The organism is Paraburkholderia sp. BR14312, from assembly GCF_040948675.1.
GTDB lineage: Bacteria > Pseudomonadota > Gammaproteobacteria > Burkholderiales > Burkholderiaceae > Paraburkholderia > Paraburkholderia nodosa_A.
Genome location: NZ_JBFPKI010000009.1, coordinates 373,898 through 390,241 on the forward strand (window position 1 = coordinate 373,898; position 16,344 = coordinate 390,241).

The window sequence follows — 16,344 nt, forward strand, 5'->3', positions numbered from 1 at the left end:
ACCGCCCTGACGTTGTGATGCGTCAGGGCGGTTTTGTTGTTCTCGCCGCACAGGTGGGACGCTCAGCCCTGCGGAGAAGAAGGCAAATAGGGCATCGGGTCCACTGGCTTCCCATCGCGGCGCACCTCGAACAACACCGCCACGCGGTCGTTGTTTTCGCTGCCCATCTCGGCGATCTGCTGGCCCTGATGCACCGTGTCACCGGTCTTCACAAGCAGACGGCGATTGTGCGAGTAAGCCGTGAGGAAGTCCTTGTTGTGCTGGACGATGATCAGGCTGCCGTATTCGTTCAGGCCCGTGCCCGCATACATGACCTTGCCGTCGGCGGCGGCGAGCACGGGGTCGCCGGCCTTGCCCGCGATCTCGATGCCGCGCGTCGTGCCCGGTGCGAACGGTTCGACCACACGGCCATGCGCCGGCCACACGAGTGCGACGCTGTTCGAATGGCGTGCCACTTCGGCCGCAACCTGGCGGTTTCCAGCTGCGTTCGGGCTGGCATTCGCCGTCGCTCCGCCTGCTTGCGGCGCGGCCACCTGGACGGTGATCGTCTGCTTTGAAACCAGCTTGATCGACTGGCCTGCGCGCAGTTGAGCGTTCGGCTTCAGGTGATTCCAGGTGGCCAGATCCTTGACCGACACACTGTGCTTTTGCGCGATGCGCTGAAGCGTGTCACCGCGGCGCACGCGCACGTAGGTCGTTTTGGTGACGACGCGCGTGACGGGCGCACTCGTCGCTTGTTGTGCGCTGCTGGCGTCGGCGCTCGCTGCGTCGGAGGCCGGGGTCGCCGCTGCCGCCGTGTCAGGCTGCGGTTGTTGCTGCGGCTGCTGCTGATTCATGTTGGCGCAGCCCCCCAACAGGGCCGCCAATCCCAACGCGGCCCAAAACGCTTTGAGGCCGCGCTGACCGATACGATCGTCTTCAAACATAACCCTTTCTCCTGCGGTGCCTGCAGCCGTGCGATGCAGCGAATGGCTGCCCCGGACGGTCTGCCGCGTATGCCGCGCTCCCGTCCCTCATGGCGTGCCGGCTCGCCTGCGCCGGGCTGCGTCGATCTGCGTCTAAACCGACGACATCTCGAACCATAAACATTCAACGCACGCGATCGCTCCATTAACGAACGAGCGTGCCATCTCAAATTCGATGCGGCATTGTAAGCGCAACTCCACGAAATCAGCCCAGGGAGAACACTTTGAAACAAATGTTAATTAGCCGAATTCTTGCTCAGCAGCGCGTTGGCAAAGGGCCAGAGGAAATTGCCCAAACCCGCTTCAGGGCGGCGTTTGGCGCACCTGCATGATCGTGCCCCATCCCCTGCCTTATCGGCACACGTCCCAGAAACTTGAACAGCGCACTGGCCGCGCCGACTGAAAGCTATTTGAAATTACGCTAACATCGGCGGTGTCAACGTAAACCCGCATTCGGCGGGAACCCTCGCGTATTCTTCAGGTCTTTTCCTGCGTTTGTCGTGCGGCCGCCCTGGTGGCCACTTCCCGGTTCCCGGCGCAAGGCGCGCCGCGAACGTCGCCCGAATTCCTGATTTCCCGATTTTTCCAGCCAGGTACTTCCAGCATCTGCCCGCCCGGCCCGTTTTGCATCATCGGCTGCTTCATGCGCCTCATACCGGCCCGGCCTTCTGCCCCACCATGCCAAAGTCATCCAACCGTCTAGTCGAACTCGATTTCTTCCGCGGCCTCGTTCTGCTCATCATCGTCGTCGATCACATCGGCGGCAGCATCGTCTCGCGCGTCACGCTCCACGCCTACGCGCTGTGCGACGCGGCCGAGGTCTTCGTCTTCCTCGGCGGCTTCGCCACGGCCACCGCGTGGGCCACGCTGTGCGCACGCCGCACCGAGGCCGCGGCGCGGCAGCGCTTCATCAAGCGCGCATTCGAGATCTACCGCGCGTTCGTCGTGACGGCGCTGTTGATGCTGCTCGTCACGGCGATTCTCGTGGCGTGCAACGTGGATGCGCCCAACCTCGCCACCACCGATCTCGACGATCTGACGCTCGCGCCTGCCGCCGCTTTGCGCGACATCGTGCTGTTGCGCCGCCAGCCGTATCTGGCCGGCGTGCTGCCGATGTATGCCTGGTTCGCCCTCGCCGCCCCGCTCGCATTGCCACTTGCGCGCACGCGGCCGTGGCTGCTGCTGGCCGTGAGCCTCGTGCTCTGGGGCGTCGCGCCGCACCTGGCACCGTGGCTGCCCCACGTCGAGGACGTGCAATGGGACTTCAACCCGTTCGGCTGGCAGCTGATGTTCGTGCTCGGCGTGATCGCGCAGGCGCAACCCGTGTTCCAGCGCGTGACCGCCCATCGTCTCGGCACGCTCGTGACCCTCGCCGCACTCGCCGTCGTGGCGGGTGCCGCGATCTATCGCCTGCAACTCGGCAACGTCGCGCTCGACGGCGACTTCAAGCGCAACCTCGCATGGTTTCGCGTGCTCAACTTCCTTGGCATCGCGTGGCTCACGGCGCATGTCATCCGCTTCGGCTGGGCGAAGCGCGTGGCGCATGCGCTGCCCTGGGTGGGCCTCGTCGGTCGCAAGGGGATGCTCTCGTTCGTGGCCGGCGCCGTCATTTCGCTCACGGTCGACTCGGTGCTCTACTGGTACACCGACGGCTATCTGAACGTGCCGCTCGGCCTCTGCGCAGACGCCGTCGCGATCACCGCGCTGCTGCTCGTCGCGCGTGCGTCCGACCCGCTCAAGCGGCTGCTGCCCTCGCGCGCCAAAGCTTCCGCCTGAAACGACGCGGCGCACAGGCCATGCACTGCGCGCCGGCTAACCGATCATCACGGCTTCCGGCACGCATGAGCGGCTGCTAGCATGATGACCCCGCGCCGCCCGCGCGCCACCGCTCTCGATGTCCCTGCCATGCGCAGATTCCTTCGCACCGCGCTGCTCCCGCTCGCTCTCTCCTGCGCGGCGTTCGCCACGCCCGCGGCGCCGGCCGCGGCGAGCACCGTCGTGGTCCGCACGTTCCACGCCGAGGCGCTCAACCGCGACTGGCCATACGTGGTGTACCTGCCGAACGGCTATCGCGCCGACCAGCACCGCTACCCGGTGCTCTATCTCCTGCACGGCAACAACGGCGAGCCGATGGACTGGGTCACGCAAGGCCAGCTCCAGACCACCGCCGACACGCTGATCGCCCGTCACGAGATCCCCCCCGTGGTGATCGTGATGCCGCAGGGCGGCACCGACTGGTACGTCGACCGAAAGGAGAGGATGGAGACGGCGTTCTTCCAGGATCTGCTGCCCGAGATCGAGGCGCACTTCGCGGTGGACGACGCGCGCGACGGCCGCGCGATCGGCGGTGTCTCGATGGGCGGGTTCGGCGCGCTGCGCTACACGCTGGAGCACCCCGACATGTTCTGCGGCGCGTTGCTGCTTTCCCCGGCGGTCTATGCGGGCGACCCGCCGCCCAGTTCGGCGGCACGTCACGTGGGCGTGTTCGGCGATCATCAGTTCGATGCGCAGATCTGGCGCACGCTCAACTATCCGGCGCTCTGGAAGCCGTACTTCGCGCAGCCCCGGCGCGTGCCGTTCTTCATCGCGGCCGGCGACGACGACCTCGTGATCCAGGCCGAGTCGTCGCTGCTCTACACGCGGCTGCGCGAGGCCGGCAATACGGCGGCGCTGCGCATCGTGGACGGCGGCCACGTGTGGCCTGTGTGGCGCGAGCTGCTGCCCGCCGCGCTCAAGTACACGCTCGCCTGCTTCCGTTGAGCAAGGCACGAGGCGCGCCTCGCCCTGAACTGAGCGTCACTCCGCCCAGTTCACCCAAAGCACCATCAGCACGGTCATGAGCGCCGGGCCGATGAAGATGCCGATCAGCCCGAAGGTCGTCGCCCCGCCCAGAATGCCGAACAGCACGAGCAGAAAAGGCAGACGCGTGGAATTGCCGATCAGCACGGGCCGCACGAAATGCTCGGCGACGAACACCACCACGAATCCCCATATCGCGAGCGCCGCCGCCGCGATCAGCGAGCCCTGGATGACGAGCCACAGCGCCGCGCCGCCGAACACGATCGGTGCGCAAAACGGCAGCATAGCCGCGATGGCGGTGACCGTGCCGAGCAGCGCTGCATGCGGCACGCCGGTCGCGATATAGGCGGCGGTCAGCAGCACGCCCTCGCCCAGCCCCACGACCACGAGCCCCGTGACCGTGGCGCGCACGGCGGCGGCCATGCGCTGCAGGAGTTGCGCGCCGTCGGCGCCGAAGGCGCGGCGCGCACCGCGCATCACGGTTGCCGAAAGACGCGGGCCGGCCCGGAAGATCACGAACAGCGTGACGAGCATGAAGCCGAACGTCATCGTGGCGTGGGCGGCGCGCGCACCGAAGTGGCGGCCGAACGAGGTGATGGTGTCGCCGTGCAGGCTCTTCATCGCCGGCGAAGCCTTGAGCGGCTGGGCGAGATTGGCCTGCCACCAGTCGCTCACCTGACGGCTGCCGACCGGTAAATGTGAAACGAAGTCGGGCACCGGCACGCCGTTCTCCTGGGCGTCGCGCAGCCACAGGTAAAGCTCGTGGGCCTCACCGCCCGCCTGAATGGCCGTGACGGCGATCGGCAGCAGCACGAGCAGGCCGATCGCGGCAGTGAGCAGCGTGGCGATCAGCGTCTTGCGGCCCTTGAACGGGGCGCGTCGCTCGATCGCCTGATAGGTCGGCCACAGCACGATGGCAAAAACGCTCGCCCAGGCCACGGCGGGCACGAACTCGCGCACGATCCACAGCGCCAGCAACACGAGCGTGGCGTACAGCACCGCAGAGGCGGCGCGCTGGATTTTTTGCTCGTTTGCGGAGTTCGGAGCAGGCGGACGATGAATCATGTAACCTCTTGAAAATTCAAAAACAGCTGGCCGGTTTCGTGGCTGCGCAGGTGCGGTGCCACCCGCCAGCGCGGTGCAGAAAATCGATCCAGCCGGGCCGGTCTTCCCTCAGATCCCAATCCGCCCCAGTCGTTCCGTCCCTATCCTGGAACGCCCTCCAGGCGCCCGTTTTCGGCCCCTCGATGTCGCGCCACGCACAACAGTGCGTTGCACAAATTCGAGATGTCGACCCCAAATCCGCGCAAACCCCCATTCCTTCGTCAATCGAAACGTGTCGCAGGGCGATTGTTGCTGATAATGGAATGGTGTTTCAACGGCGACAGAATGGCACTTGTCAGCGCGCAGGACTACATTCGCGGCACCACACTTACGGAGCCGACAATGAAGAAAAAAGCGTGCCTCTCGCTTGACGGAGCCAACGGTGAGCGTATCGAAATACTCGAGCAGACGGATACGGCGCTGGTGATCCGCTGGGTCGAACCCGGTCGCTGCCATTATGGCGAACAGCGCTGGCGCCGCCGCTCGGCGCATTCGTCGGGCACCTGCGCGGTGTCGCGCCGCAAGATCCGCCGGGGCGACGCCGTCTTCAAGCCGGCCGAACGTCCCGCGCCGCTCAACGCCTCCGTCATGATCGCCGCCGAAGTGTTCGGCGCCCTCATCGGCGCGGAACTGCCGAAGTAAGCGCGGCGACGTCTGCCGCGGCCTCAGCGAGGCGCGAGCGAAATGGCCCGCGCGGCATGGCGCGGCGCGAAGCCCGCCGAGGCGGCGCTCAACGCTGCCACGCGCGCGAGCACATCGGCGTCGAACGGCGCCGCGCGCGGGCCCGAGCGGTCCACGTGCAGGAGCAACTGCTCGCTCGCCGAGACGGGCGAGGCGAGCGCATCGTCAAGATCGCCCGCGAACATCTCCAGATACAGGCGCACGCGTTTCGCGTCGTGCTCGATCACCCGGACGTCGATGCGCACCTGCGCGCCCTCCTTGATCTCGCGGAGATAGTTCAGGTGCGACTCCAGCGTGTACATCGACCGCCCGCGCGCCTCGCGCGCCGCCGCGTCGAGCCCGATGGCGTCGAGCAGCGCGTCGGTCGCGTAGCTGTAGATCAGCATGTAGAACGCATCGCGCAAGTGGCCGTTGTAATCGACCCACTCCGCGCGCACCGTGTCGCGGTAGACCACGGGCGCCGTTTCGTTCGTCATCCAGTCTCCTCTCCCGTCTCCATATTTGCTGCCCGCGTGCAGGCGGGAGCAGTGTAACCGCAGACACGCCTCGTCCGCCGCGACACCGGCATGCTCCGGCGCCGCCGCATGCGCGCTCGCGCCACCGTGCACGCCGCGCGCCGCTGGGGTAAGGTTGAACGGTCGCGGCCCAGCCGCCGCCCTTCGAACGCCCTTCAACTGCCGCTCCCGCGCGGCGCTACGCGAGGTCCGGTCATGGCAGAAAACACGCCCCCGCTTCCGTTTCCCCCGCAGCAGTTCTCACTCGACGTGATGCTCGAGAAGTACGCCAAAGGCGACGAGCAGACCGCAGACGACATCTACCGCCGCGTGGCGCGCGGCGTCGCGCAGGTCGAGCCGCCTGCGCTGCGCGCCGAGGTCGAGGCGCGTTTCGTCGACAACCTGCGCAATGGCGCGCTGGGTGCGGGGCGGATCATGAGCGCGGCGGGCGCCGGCATCGAAGCCACGCTGATCAACTGCTTCGTGCAGCCGGTCGGCGACAGCATCCAGGGCGTGGACGACGAAGGCCGCCCCGGCATCTACGTCGCCCTGCTGCAGGCCGCCGAAACCATGCGGCGCGGCGGCGGCGTGGGCTACAACTTCTCGGCGATCCGGCCGCACGGCGCACACGTGAAGTCGACGGGGTCGAGCGCATCGGGCCCGTGCAGCTACATCGACGTGTTCGACGCCTCGTGCCGCACCGTGGAAAGCGCGGGCGCACGGCGCGGCGCGCAGATGGCCGTGCTCGACTGCGATCACCCCGACCTGCCCGAATTCATCGAGGCCAAGCATTCGAAGGGGCGCTGGAACAACTTCAACGTGTCGGTCGCGGTGACCGACGAATTCATGCGCGCGGTGGAAAACGACGCGCCCTGGCAGCTCGTGCATCGCGCCGAGCCCTCGCCCGCGTTGCGCGCCTCGGGCGACCTGCGGCGCCGCGACGACGGCCTGTGGGTCTACGCCGAAACGCGCGCCCGCGCGCTATGGGACGCGATCATGCGTTCGACCTACGACGTGGCCGAGCCGGGCGTGGTGTTCATCTCGCGCATGAACGAGGACAACAACCTGCGCGCGCTCGAATCGATCCGCGCGACCAACCCGTGCGGCGAGCAGCCGCTACCCGCGTACGGTTGCTGCAACCTCGGACCGCTCGACCTCACCCGCTTCGTGATCGACCCGTTCGCCCAAATGCGCGGCGGCAAGGCAGATTTCGACTGGACTCAACTCGCCGAGCGCACGGGCACCCAGGTGCGCTTTCTCGACGACGTGCTCGACGCCACGCTCTGGCCGCTGCCCGAGCAGCAGGCGGAGGCGGCGGCCAAGCGGCGTATCGGCGTGGGCTTCACGGGGCTCGGCGACACGCTCGTGATGCTCGGCATCCGCTACAACTCGCCCGAAGGCTGCGAATTCGGCGCGCGCGTGGGGCGCACGATGCGCGACGCCGCCTATCGCGCCTCCGTCGAGCTTGCGCGCGAGCGCGGCGCGTTTGCGCTCTTCGACGCGAAGTCCTACCTCGAAGAAGGCACCTTCGCCTCGCGCCTGCCCGAGGACCTCAAGGCCGAGATCCGCGCGCACGGCATCCGCAACAGCCATCTGCTTTCCATCGCGCCCACCGGCACGGTGAGCCTCGCGTTCGCCGACAATGTCTCGAACGGCATCGAGCCCGCGTTCTCGTGGACCTACCAGCGCACACGTCGCATGGCCGACGGCAGCCGCGAAACGTTCAATGTCGAAGACCACGCGTGGCGTGTATTCCGCGAACTCGGAGGCGACGTGAGCGCACTGCCCCCGTACTTCGTGAGCGCGCTGGAAATGAGCGCACAGGAACACGTGGCGATGATGGCGGCCGTGCAGCCGTACGTCGACACGTCGATCTCGAAGACCGTCAACGTCCCCGCCGACTATCCGTTCGAAGATTTCGAAAATCTCTATCTCGACGCATGGCGTCGCGGCCTCAAGGGACTCGCGACTTACCGCCCGAACGAGACGCTCGGCGCGGTGCTGCAGACGCTGCCTCCCGAAGCGGCGGCAACGGCCGACGATGCGCTCGGCGACGCCCTGCTCGACCCGCTGCGCGTGGCGATCGACCACCGGCCCAAGGGCGAGCTGCCCGCCGTGATCGAGAAGATCGAATACATCACGCAGACGGGCAAGGTGTCGCTCTACGTGGCGGTGTCGTTTCTCGAAGTGACGGGCCAGGTGGGCGGCGAAGCCGTGACCATCGAGCGGCCCATCGAATTCTTCATCCCCGTGGGCCAGCGCGACGAGCAGCAGCAATGGATCACGGCGACCATGCGTTCGCTCTCGCTCGCGGCGCGAGGCGGCTTCGTCGCGCGCAATCTGCAGGATTTGCGCAAGGTGTCGTGGGATCGCGGCCAGGTGCGGTATGGCGAGACGCAGCGTCTGGACGGCCGGCGCATTCCGCTGTGGCACGACTCCGAGGTCGCGGCCATCGCCTACGCAATCCAGCAGATCCTGCATCGGCGCGGCTTTCTCGATGCCGAGGGACGGCAAGTGCCGTCACGGCTGCTCGCACAGCGGCGTGACGGTGCGTTGGCCGCGCAGTTCACCGGCAACGCGCGGGCCGGCGCGGAGCACCCCGGCGACCAGGTGCTGGACGGCGATAACGCGCTGCCCGCCGATACCCAGCACGCGTTTGCTCACGCGATGCTCGGCCGCAAGTGCGGGTCGTGCGGGGCGAATGCGGTGATCCGCAAAGACGGGTGCGACTTCTGCACGGCGTGCGGCGAGATCGGGACCTGCGGTTGAGGGCTGGTGCTCAAGTCCGGGGCGGCGTGGCGGCCGCCCTGTTTTCCTTTCGGCCGCCAGGATAGCCCGCAAACCCCTACTCGGCTATTTCGATCTCCTACCAATGTTGCGCGACGCTCGCGTTGCAGGACTAACGCTCTGCTAGACGGCCGCCGTAATCGCCGCTATCAGCCCGTTCAGCGCAACGCGCCACGCTTCGCTGTTCGGGCCTTCGGTCAGCAGTGCGCCCACCACCTCCCGATGCAACGCGTCGCGTCGCGCGCCGGCGGGCAGAATATCGCCGAAGCCCGTCAGCGACTGCGCGAGCGGCGTGCTGCCGCCCTCGCCCTCTTCGCGCGCCAAGGCGCGCAAGAGGTCTTGCGCCGCTTCGGGCACCGCCGCGATCATGAGCATGCGCTCTTCCCAGATCACGAAGCGGGCGAGCCGCGCCAGGAGGCCTTCCGTTCCAGCGCCGCTTTCGACGTTCGCGGTCGCGGCGAAGGCCGGCGTCGTGTCGAGCCATTCGATGAGACGTGCGCCTTCCATCGGTTTCGCGATGCCATAGCCCTGCGCGCCGTCCACGCCGAGAATGGCGAGCGCGCGAAGGAGGTCGAGCGTATCGATGCCTTCGGCAAGCACGCGCCTGCCCAGCGAATGGCCGAGGCGCGTCAACTGATAGATCACGCGCAGCGTACTGAGCGCGTCGCCGCCGCTCACCTTCACCATCTCGCGGTCGAGCTTGATCCAGTCGAAGGGCAATTCTCGCAGTCGCGTGAGGCCACTATGCCCCGCGCCAAGATCGTCCTGCGCGAGCAGCACGCCCAGCTCGCGGAACTTCGCGAGAATAGCGCGCTGTCCCTGGCTCAGCGACAGTGCTTCGTTCTCCAGAACTTCCAGCGTGAGCCGCTCAGCCGGGCAACGGTGCGCGGCCAGCGCGGTGCGGGCGGCCTCGAAATAGCGGATGTCGTTGAGCGCCGCCGGCGGCAGGTTGATCGAGACGTCGAGATCGCGGCCCTGGGCGTACCAGCGTGCGCGGTCGGCAAGCGCCTGCTCGATGCCGCGTGCGAAGAGTGCGAGCAGATCGTCGGAAGAGAGTGCCGAGAGAAAAACGTCGGGCACGAGCAGCCGCTCGCCGTCGCGCAGACGCGCCAGCGCTTCCACCTTGGTCGCCTTGCCCGTGGCGAGGCTGAGCAGCGGCTGATAGTGCATTTCCAGCGCGCCGGTACGCACGAGCGCCGCCCAATGCTGGCGCACGCTCACCGGCACCGCGGCGCTCAGGCCGTCGTTGCCGGCGATGCGCGTCGCGGCGCAGCCGAGCAGCGTTTGCAGTAAATCGACGAAGGCCACCTGATCGGGCCCGACGAAGCCGCCCGGAAACGCGCTATACAGACTCAACACGGCGAGCGGCGGCTGCCCGGGCGCGGCCAGCGGAATCGACACCGAAGAGCGCACGCCCTCGCGCGCCGCGAGATCGCGCCACGGCGCGACGAGCGGATCCGTCTGATAGTTGATGACGCGCGCGGGCTTGCCGCTGCGCCACGCACGCCCAATGGCGCCCTGCCCTTGCGGATGATCGGCGCGCACGCTGATTTCCCGATCGTGCGCGGCAAGCACGTTGAGCATGCCGCCTTGCGTCTTGCCGCCCGCGCCGGCCTCGAAGTGAAAAATACCCGCTTCGTCAGGACGTCCGATGGTGCAGGCGCTCACTTCGTCATGCTCCGCCAGCGCGGCAATGACCTGGTCGATGAAATTCGTGTAGCTGCCCGCCTCCCAGACAAGACGCGTGATGCGCAACAGCGCCTCCTGCTGCGAGTCCTGGACGGCCTGATACGCCTTGAGCTGCCACGCGAGGTCGGCGGTCAGACGGCGCGCGTAGAGCGAAAGTTGTTGCGTGCTCACCGTGCGGCCGACGTCCGCGTAGATCAGTTCCTGAAGAATGCCGCGGCTGCGCACGAGTTCTTCCTTGTCGAGCCCGACAATGGCATGAATGCGGCCGATGCGCTGCGCCATGTCCTCATGCTCGCGCGAGGTCGGCCCGAGACTGGCGAGGGCAAGCAGATTCTGGATCTGCCGCGCCTTGAGGTGCGCGAGTTCCGCACCCGAAAGCATTTCGAGGATGCGGCGGGATTTGGGCAAGCGGCCCAGCTCCTCGTAGAAGCGGTTGACCACGTGGGCCGCGTGCTCGTGTAGCGCGCCAATCAGCGTTTTCATTTTTGAGCCTTCGATATCACCGCCCTGGCGTCACGGCCCGGATCTGCAAATCGGGCAGGGTGTCGCGCCACGTTCATGGCCGTAGTGGTCATTAGCGGCCGCTCGAACAGCGATTGTGGCTCGCACAGAAGGAATGATACGTCATGCGCCGCAGGCGTCCGCGCACGATGGCATACACAAGGCGGCGCAAGCGGGCGCTAAAAGCGCCCAACGTCCGCCCTCAAAGCGGCGTGAGCAACGCCTCGCCCGCGAAGTGCCGCGCCGCGTTTTCGGCGAAATGGCGCACCGTGGCGGTGCGCACGTCGGGGGACGCGCCGGCCACGTGCGGCGTGAGCACGATGTTGTCTAACCCGACGAGCGCAGCGGGCGGCTGCGGCTCGCCCTCGTAGACGTCGAGCCCCGCGCCGCCCAGCGCCCCCGCCTTCAGCGCGAGGGCGAGTGCGGCCGTATCGACCACGCTGCCGCGCGACACGTTGACGAGAAAACCCTGCGGCCCCAGCGCATCGATCACGGCGCGATCGATCAGATGCTTCGTTTGCGCGCCGCCCGGCGTCGCGATCACGAGAAAGTCACTCCATTGCGCGAGCGCCATCACGCTCTCGAAGTAGCGCGCCTGAGCGCCCTCGCGCGGCTTGCGGTTGTGATAGCCGAGTTCCATGCCGAAGCCCGCCGCGCGCTTCGCAACCTTCTCGCCGATATGACCGTAGCCGACAATGCCGAGCCGCCGCCCCGTTACCGTGGGACGCATGGGCAGCGCGTCGCGCCAGACGCCGGTGCGGCACGCGGCGTCGAACTGCGGCACGGCTCGCACGGCCGCGAGCAGCAGCGCGAGCGCGTGGTCGGCTACGCAGTCGGCATTGACGCCCGCGCCGTTGCACAGCGCGATGCCACGCTCGCGTGCATGGTCGAGCGCGATATTTTCGTAGCCCGCGCCAAGCGCGGCCGCCAGTTCGAGCGCGGGCATGCGGTCGATTTCGTCGGCGGTGAGGCCCGTCGTGCCGTTGGTGAGCACCACGTGCACGTCCTTGCCACGTTCCGCGACCGCTTTGGCGCGCGCATCGGCATCGGGCGCGTAGATCACGTCGAACTGTTCGCCAAACCCGGCGAGGTCTTCAGCGGGAAGCAGTATCAGGACCAGCAGGCATGGCTTCATCGTCGTGTCACCCTTCCGTCAATGCTTCGATATGCGAATCGAATACCGCACGCCCGCGTGTGGACTTCACACGGCCGTCACATAACGCGGCGGCAACACCTCGACGCGCGGCGCGGCCGCGGCGGCTGCGGCGTCGCGCGCGCGGCGCATCTGGTCGGCCGGGCTCATGCCGAAGAGGCGCTTGAATTCGCGGCTGAACTGCGACGCGCTTTCATAGCCCACGCGCGTGGCCGCCGCGCTCACGGTCAGACCGTCGTGCGTGATCAGGAGCCGCGCATGGTGCAGGCGCGTGGTCTTCACGTACTGCATGGGCGACGTCGAGGTGACGGCCTTGAAGTGCGCATGAAAGACGGCAAGGCTCATGCCCGCCTCGGAGGCGAGCGTTTCGACGTCGAGGTCGCCGCGGTAGTCGGTGTGAATGCGCCGCAGCGCCTTCGCGATCCGCCCGAAGTGATGCTGATGCGTGAGCGCCGCGCGAATTGCGTCGCCCTGCTCGCCCATCAGCACGCGGTAGCAGATTTCGCGCACGATCGAGGGGCCGAGAATGCGTGCCTCGTATGGCTGCGCGAGCGCTTCGAGCAGGCGCAGCACGGCGTTCGAGAGCGTGGCGTCGAGCGGCGTGGCGTAGATGCCCGACGGTTCGGACACGGCGCGGCGCGGATCGTCGAGCGCCATGAGCAGTTCAGCGACGGTCGTGAGATCGACGCGGATCGAGATGGCCAGAATCGGCTTCTCGGGGCTCGCCTCGGTCTCGCACTCGAACGGCATCGGCACGGAGAGGACCAGATATTGCTGGGCGTCGTAGATGAACACCTGGTCGCCGAGAAAGCCGCGCTTGCGCCCCTGGCAGACGATGAAAATGCTCGGTTCGTACATGACCGGCTGGCGCGGATGGCTTTCGCTGCCGCGGTAGAGCCGCACGCCTTCGACCGCCGTGGCGTGCACGCCGTCGCGCTGCGTGATTTGCATGAGCAGGTCGACCGTGCGCGCCTGCGTGGCGGCCGCCGGCGCGATGGCCGCCGCGGCGAGGGTTTTGACGTAGCCCATATCGGTTGTGCCCCAAAAGATGAAGTCAGGCAGAGAAACAGGCTTGCCAATCTATCACCGAACCTGTGGATGTGCTGCGCGCCAGGAGAATCAGGCAAGTCTTCGATAGCTTCAGGTATTCCCTGGGTGGGTGCCGATCCTTACGATGGGAACCCTGCCGCAACACCCATGCACTAGAGGAGAGCCAACCCATGTACCCAACCTACGGATACGCCGCCCGCGACGCCGCCTCGCCGCTCGCCCCGTTCGAATTCCAGCGCCGTGACATGCGCGAACTCGACGTCCGTATCGACGTGCTGTTCTGCGGCGTGTGCCACTCCGACCTGCACCAGGCGCGCGACGAATGGCGCAACACGATTTACCCGGTCGTGCCCGGCCACGAGATCGTCGGCCGCGTGGCCGAAGTCGGCAAGGGTGTCACGAAGTACAAGGTGGGCGAACTCGTCGGCGTGGGCTGTCTCGTCGACTCCTGCCGCACCTGCCCGAGCTGCGCCGAAGGCCTCGAACAGTATTGCGAGAACGGCTGGGTCGGCACCTATAACGGCGCCGACCGCGTGAGCGGCGACATCACCTACGGCGGCTACTCCACGCAGCTGGTGGTGGACGAAGCGTTCGTGCTGCGCGTACCCGAGAACCTCGATGCCGCCGCGGCCGCGCCGCTCCTGTGCGCGGGCATCACCACGTATTCGCCGCTGCGCACGTGGGGCGCCGGCCCCGGCAAGAAGGTCGGCATCGTGGGTCTCGGCGGCCTCGGCCACATGGGCGTGAAGCTCGCGCATGCCATGGGCGCGCACGTGGTGCTGTTCACCACGTCGCCGTCGAAGATCGAAGACGGCAAGCGCCTGGGCGCGGACGAAGTGGTGATCTCGAAGGACCCGGAGCAGATGCAGGCGCACGCCAACAGCTTCGACCTGATCGTGAACACCGTGGCCGCGCAGCACGACCTGAACCCGTTCATCGAGCTGCTGCGCCGTGACGGCACGATGACGCTGGTGGGCGCGCCCGAACACGATCACCCGTCGCCACAAGTGTTCAACCTGATCCTGAAGCGCCGCCGTCTGGCGGGCTCGCTGATCGGCGGCATTGCAGAAACCCAGGAAATGCTGGACTTCTGCGGCAAGCATGGCATTACGTCGGATATCGAAATGATCAAGATGCAGGACATCAACAACGCCTATGAGCGCATGCTCAAGAGCGATGTGAAGTACCGCTTCGTGATCGACCTCGATTCGCTGCGCAAGTAACGCGCACGCCGCGCGGCAAACAAGCGCCGCGCATCCAGACGTAACACCCTGCCCCGCCGGGCCATCCGTTCCGGATGGCCCGCCAGCCCTTTCCCTTCGAGGCCTTCTTTTTTGGCCTCCCGTAGTCGAGCCGGCGTCACATACGCCGCCATCCAATCGTCATGGCTGTTTAACCGCTGAGCGTCGCTTTCCGCGAGACGCCGGCACCGCGAAGCGCTTTCATCGCTACGCGGCTCACCCTTTTGCTGCACCAGCGCGGATTTCGTTCAAGCCTCAAGCCCATTGCAGGAGCTCGCCCGTGATCGACCGCATCCAGGCGATGCGCACGTTCGTGCGCATCGTTGACACCAATAGTTTCACCAAAGCCGCGCAGTCACTCGATATGCCGCGCGCCAGCGCCACCACGCTGATGCAAAACCTCGAATCGCTGCTCGGCACGCAATTGCTCGTGCGCACAACGCGGCGCCTTTCGCTCACGCCCGAAGGCGCCGCGTACTACGAGCGCGCCTCGCAGATCCTCGCCGACATCGACGATGCCGAAGCGAGCGTGCGCCAGTCGCCCGGCGCGATCGGCGGGCGCTTGCGCGTGGAAATGCCGGGGCTCATCGCCAATGCGATCGTGCTGCCCGCGCTCGACGCCTTCCACGCGCGCTATCCGCAGATCGACCTCGTGATCGGCGTGAGCCTGCGCAACGTCGACCTCGTCGGCGAAGGCGTGGATTGCAGCATCCAGCTCGGCGAGTTGCCCGATTCGGGACTCGCGGCGCGGCGCCTCGGCGTGCTGGAGCACGTGACCTGCGCGAGCCCCGCGTACCTCGAGCGGCACGGCGCGCCGCAAACGCTCGACGATCTCGCGCGGCATCCGGTCGTCAACTTCCTCTCGCCGCTCACGGGCCGCCCGTTCGAGTTCGACTTCGAGGTGGAGGGCAGTCCGACCAAGGTGAAGGTGGATGGCTTCGTACATGTCTCCGACGAGTTCGCCTACCTCACGTGCGGTTTGCAGGGCTATGGGCTGATCCAGCCGCCGCTGCTCGCTGCGCAGCCGTACCTGGACAGCGGTGCGTTGGTCGAGGTGCTGCCGCAGTGGAAGCCGCTGCCTACGCCCGTTTCGGTGGCGTTCGTGAAGTCGCGACAGTTGTCGCCGCGTGTGCGCGTGTTCGTTGACTGGCTCGCGGAGCTGTTCGAGGATGCTGGCGCGGTGAATCGCGATCTCTCGCGGGTGCGGCAGTTGCTGGAGGGGCTGCAGTTGGCGCCGGTCTGAGCGTTTGCGGTTTTTGTAGCAGGGTCCGTGCTTTCGCCTTTTCTTGTTTTCGCGGCGGTATGCCTGGGTTGCCCCTGTGCGGGGCGGCACCTACTTTCTTTGCGGCGGCAAAGAAAGTAGGCAAAGAAAGCCGCTCAAACCGCCAGCGCCTGCCACAGTTCACATCTCGACGTAAATGGTGAATGGCTCCGGAGCGTCTGTCACCTCGCACCACCCAAGTGAGTGACAAGGCAGTCATTCATTCCGCTGCTCGCTACGCTCGCTGCGGTTGGGTCTGCATGGGAAACCAGGGGGGGATTGTCAAGGTTCGCGAGAACGCACGCGCACCAATAGTTTTCGGTTATGCCATTCGGCGCGCGCAGCGCCGCCGGAAGGATGAGCGCCTTGTCACTACCTTTGAAGGTGCGAGGTGACAGACGCTCCGGAGCCATTCACCATTTACGTCGAGATGTGAACTGTGGCAGGCGCTAGCGGTTTGAGCGGCTTTCTTTGCCTACTTTCTTTGCCGCCGTGTATGGACCGGAAACATGGGTAACAGGTGTGCGGGGACATGGGTAACACTTCGGGCGAGTGATTGGCCTGGAGCCGTTCATGCCCTGGAACCCGAGAAACACCATGAACCTGCGTCTGGAATTCG

13 protein-coding genes are annotated in these 16,344 nt (G+C 66.6%); 6 read left to right on the forward strand and 7 right to left on the reverse strand.

Annotation, left to right across the window (positions count from 1 at the left end; translation table 11 throughout):
* Positions 1-62 precede the first annotated feature (62 nt).
* Complete coding sequence (locus tag AB3X98_RS26140; protein ID WP_368602844.1) at positions 63-926, reverse strand: peptidoglycan DD-metalloendopeptidase family protein; 864 nt, start codon at positions 924-926, stop codon at positions 63-65.
* Positions 927-1,442: 516 nt separating this feature from the next.
* The gene (locus tag AB3X98_RS26145) at positions 1,443-1,610 is read right to left on the reverse strand and encodes a hypothetical protein (protein ID WP_368602843.1); all 168 of its coding nucleotides are present in this window, start codon (positions 1,608-1,610) and stop codon (positions 1,443-1,445) included.
* A 33-nt stretch (positions 1,611-1,643) separates the two neighbouring features.
* Between AB3X98_RS26145 and AB3X98_RS26150 the strand changes: the two genes are divergently transcribed.
* Both AB3X98_RS26150 and AB3X98_RS26155 read left to right on the forward strand, forming a co-directional pair.
* Positions 1,644-2,741 carry an OpgC domain-containing protein gene (locus AB3X98_RS26150; RefSeq protein WP_342946603.1) on the forward strand — a complete coding sequence of 366 codons (1,098 nt, stop codon included), beginning with the start codon at positions 1,644-1,646 and terminating at the stop codon, positions 2,739-2,741.
* Between the two features lie 129 nt (positions 2,742-2,870).
* Positions 2,871-3,725, forward strand: coding sequence for an alpha/beta hydrolase (locus AB3X98_RS26155; RefSeq protein WP_368602842.1), 855 nt, complete (start codon positions 2,871-2,873; stop codon positions 3,723-3,725).
* A 36-nt stretch (positions 3,726-3,761) separates the two neighbouring features.
* Here the strand turns inward: AB3X98_RS26155 and AB3X98_RS26160 are convergent, their stop codons facing one another.
* A complete protein-coding gene (locus tag AB3X98_RS26160; RefSeq protein ID WP_069266203.1) occupies positions 3,762-4,829 on the reverse strand; it encodes an AI-2E family transporter in 1,068 nt (355 codons plus the stop codon).
* A gap of 381 nt (positions 4,830-5,210) precedes the next feature.
* Here AB3X98_RS26160 and AB3X98_RS26165 point away from each other — a divergent pair, with 381 nt between their 5' ends.
* A complete protein-coding gene (locus AB3X98_RS26165) occupies positions 5,211-5,510 on the forward strand; it encodes a DUF3331 domain-containing protein (RefSeq protein WP_069266348.1) in 300 nt (99 codons plus the stop codon).
* Between the two features lie 23 nt (positions 5,511-5,533).
* Here the strand turns inward: AB3X98_RS26165 and AB3X98_RS26170 are convergent, their stop codons facing one another.
* Positions 5,534-6,025, reverse strand: a complete 492-nt coding sequence (locus tag AB3X98_RS26170; RefSeq protein ID WP_368602841.1) for a thioesterase family protein — start codon at positions 6,023-6,025, stop codon at positions 5,534-5,536.
* Between the two features lie 234 nt (positions 6,026-6,259).
* Between AB3X98_RS26170 and AB3X98_RS26175 the strand changes: the two genes are divergently transcribed.
* A complete protein-coding gene (locus tag AB3X98_RS26175) occupies positions 6,260-8,812 on the forward strand; it encodes an adenosylcobalamin-dependent ribonucleoside-diphosphate reductase (RefSeq protein WP_368602840.1) in 2,553 nt (850 codons plus the stop codon).
* 141 nt (positions 8,813-8,953) lie between these two features.
* Here the strand turns inward: AB3X98_RS26175 and AB3X98_RS26180 are convergent, their stop codons facing one another.
* The 3 genes from AB3X98_RS26180 to AB3X98_RS26190 all read right to left on the reverse strand — a co-directional run bounded on the left by AB3X98_RS26180 (position 8,954) and on the right by AB3X98_RS26190 (position 13,202).
* The gene (locus AB3X98_RS26180) at positions 8,954-11,002 is read right to left on the reverse strand and encodes an EAL domain-containing protein (RefSeq protein ID WP_368602839.1); all 2,049 of its coding nucleotides are present in this window, start codon (positions 11,000-11,002) and stop codon (positions 8,954-8,956) included.
* A 220-nt stretch (positions 11,003-11,222) separates the two neighbouring features.
* Positions 11,223-12,155, reverse strand: coding sequence for an NAD(P)-dependent oxidoreductase (locus tag AB3X98_RS26185; protein ID WP_368602838.1), 933 nt, complete (start codon positions 12,153-12,155; stop codon positions 11,223-11,225).
* Positions 12,156-12,221: 66 nt separating this feature from the next.
* Complete coding sequence (locus tag AB3X98_RS26190; RefSeq protein WP_069266198.1) at positions 12,222-13,202, reverse strand: AraC family transcriptional regulator; 981 nt, start codon at positions 13,200-13,202, stop codon at positions 12,222-12,224.
* 191 nt (positions 13,203-13,393) lie between these two features.
* On the opposite strand from AB3X98_RS26190, the gene AB3X98_RS26195 reads away from it, so the two are divergent.
* Both AB3X98_RS26195 and AB3X98_RS26200 read left to right on the forward strand, forming a co-directional pair.
* Positions 13,394-14,446, forward strand: coding sequence for an NAD(P)-dependent alcohol dehydrogenase (locus AB3X98_RS26195; protein ID WP_069266197.1), 1,053 nt, complete (start codon positions 13,394-13,396; stop codon positions 14,444-14,446).
* 298 nt (positions 14,447-14,744) lie between these two features.
* Positions 14,745-15,707: a LysR family transcriptional regulator gene (locus tag AB3X98_RS26200; RefSeq protein ID WP_368602837.1), complete on the forward strand. Its 963-nt coding sequence runs from the start codon at positions 14,745-14,747 to the stop codon at positions 15,705-15,707.
* Positions 15,708-16,344 lie beyond the last annotated feature (637 nt).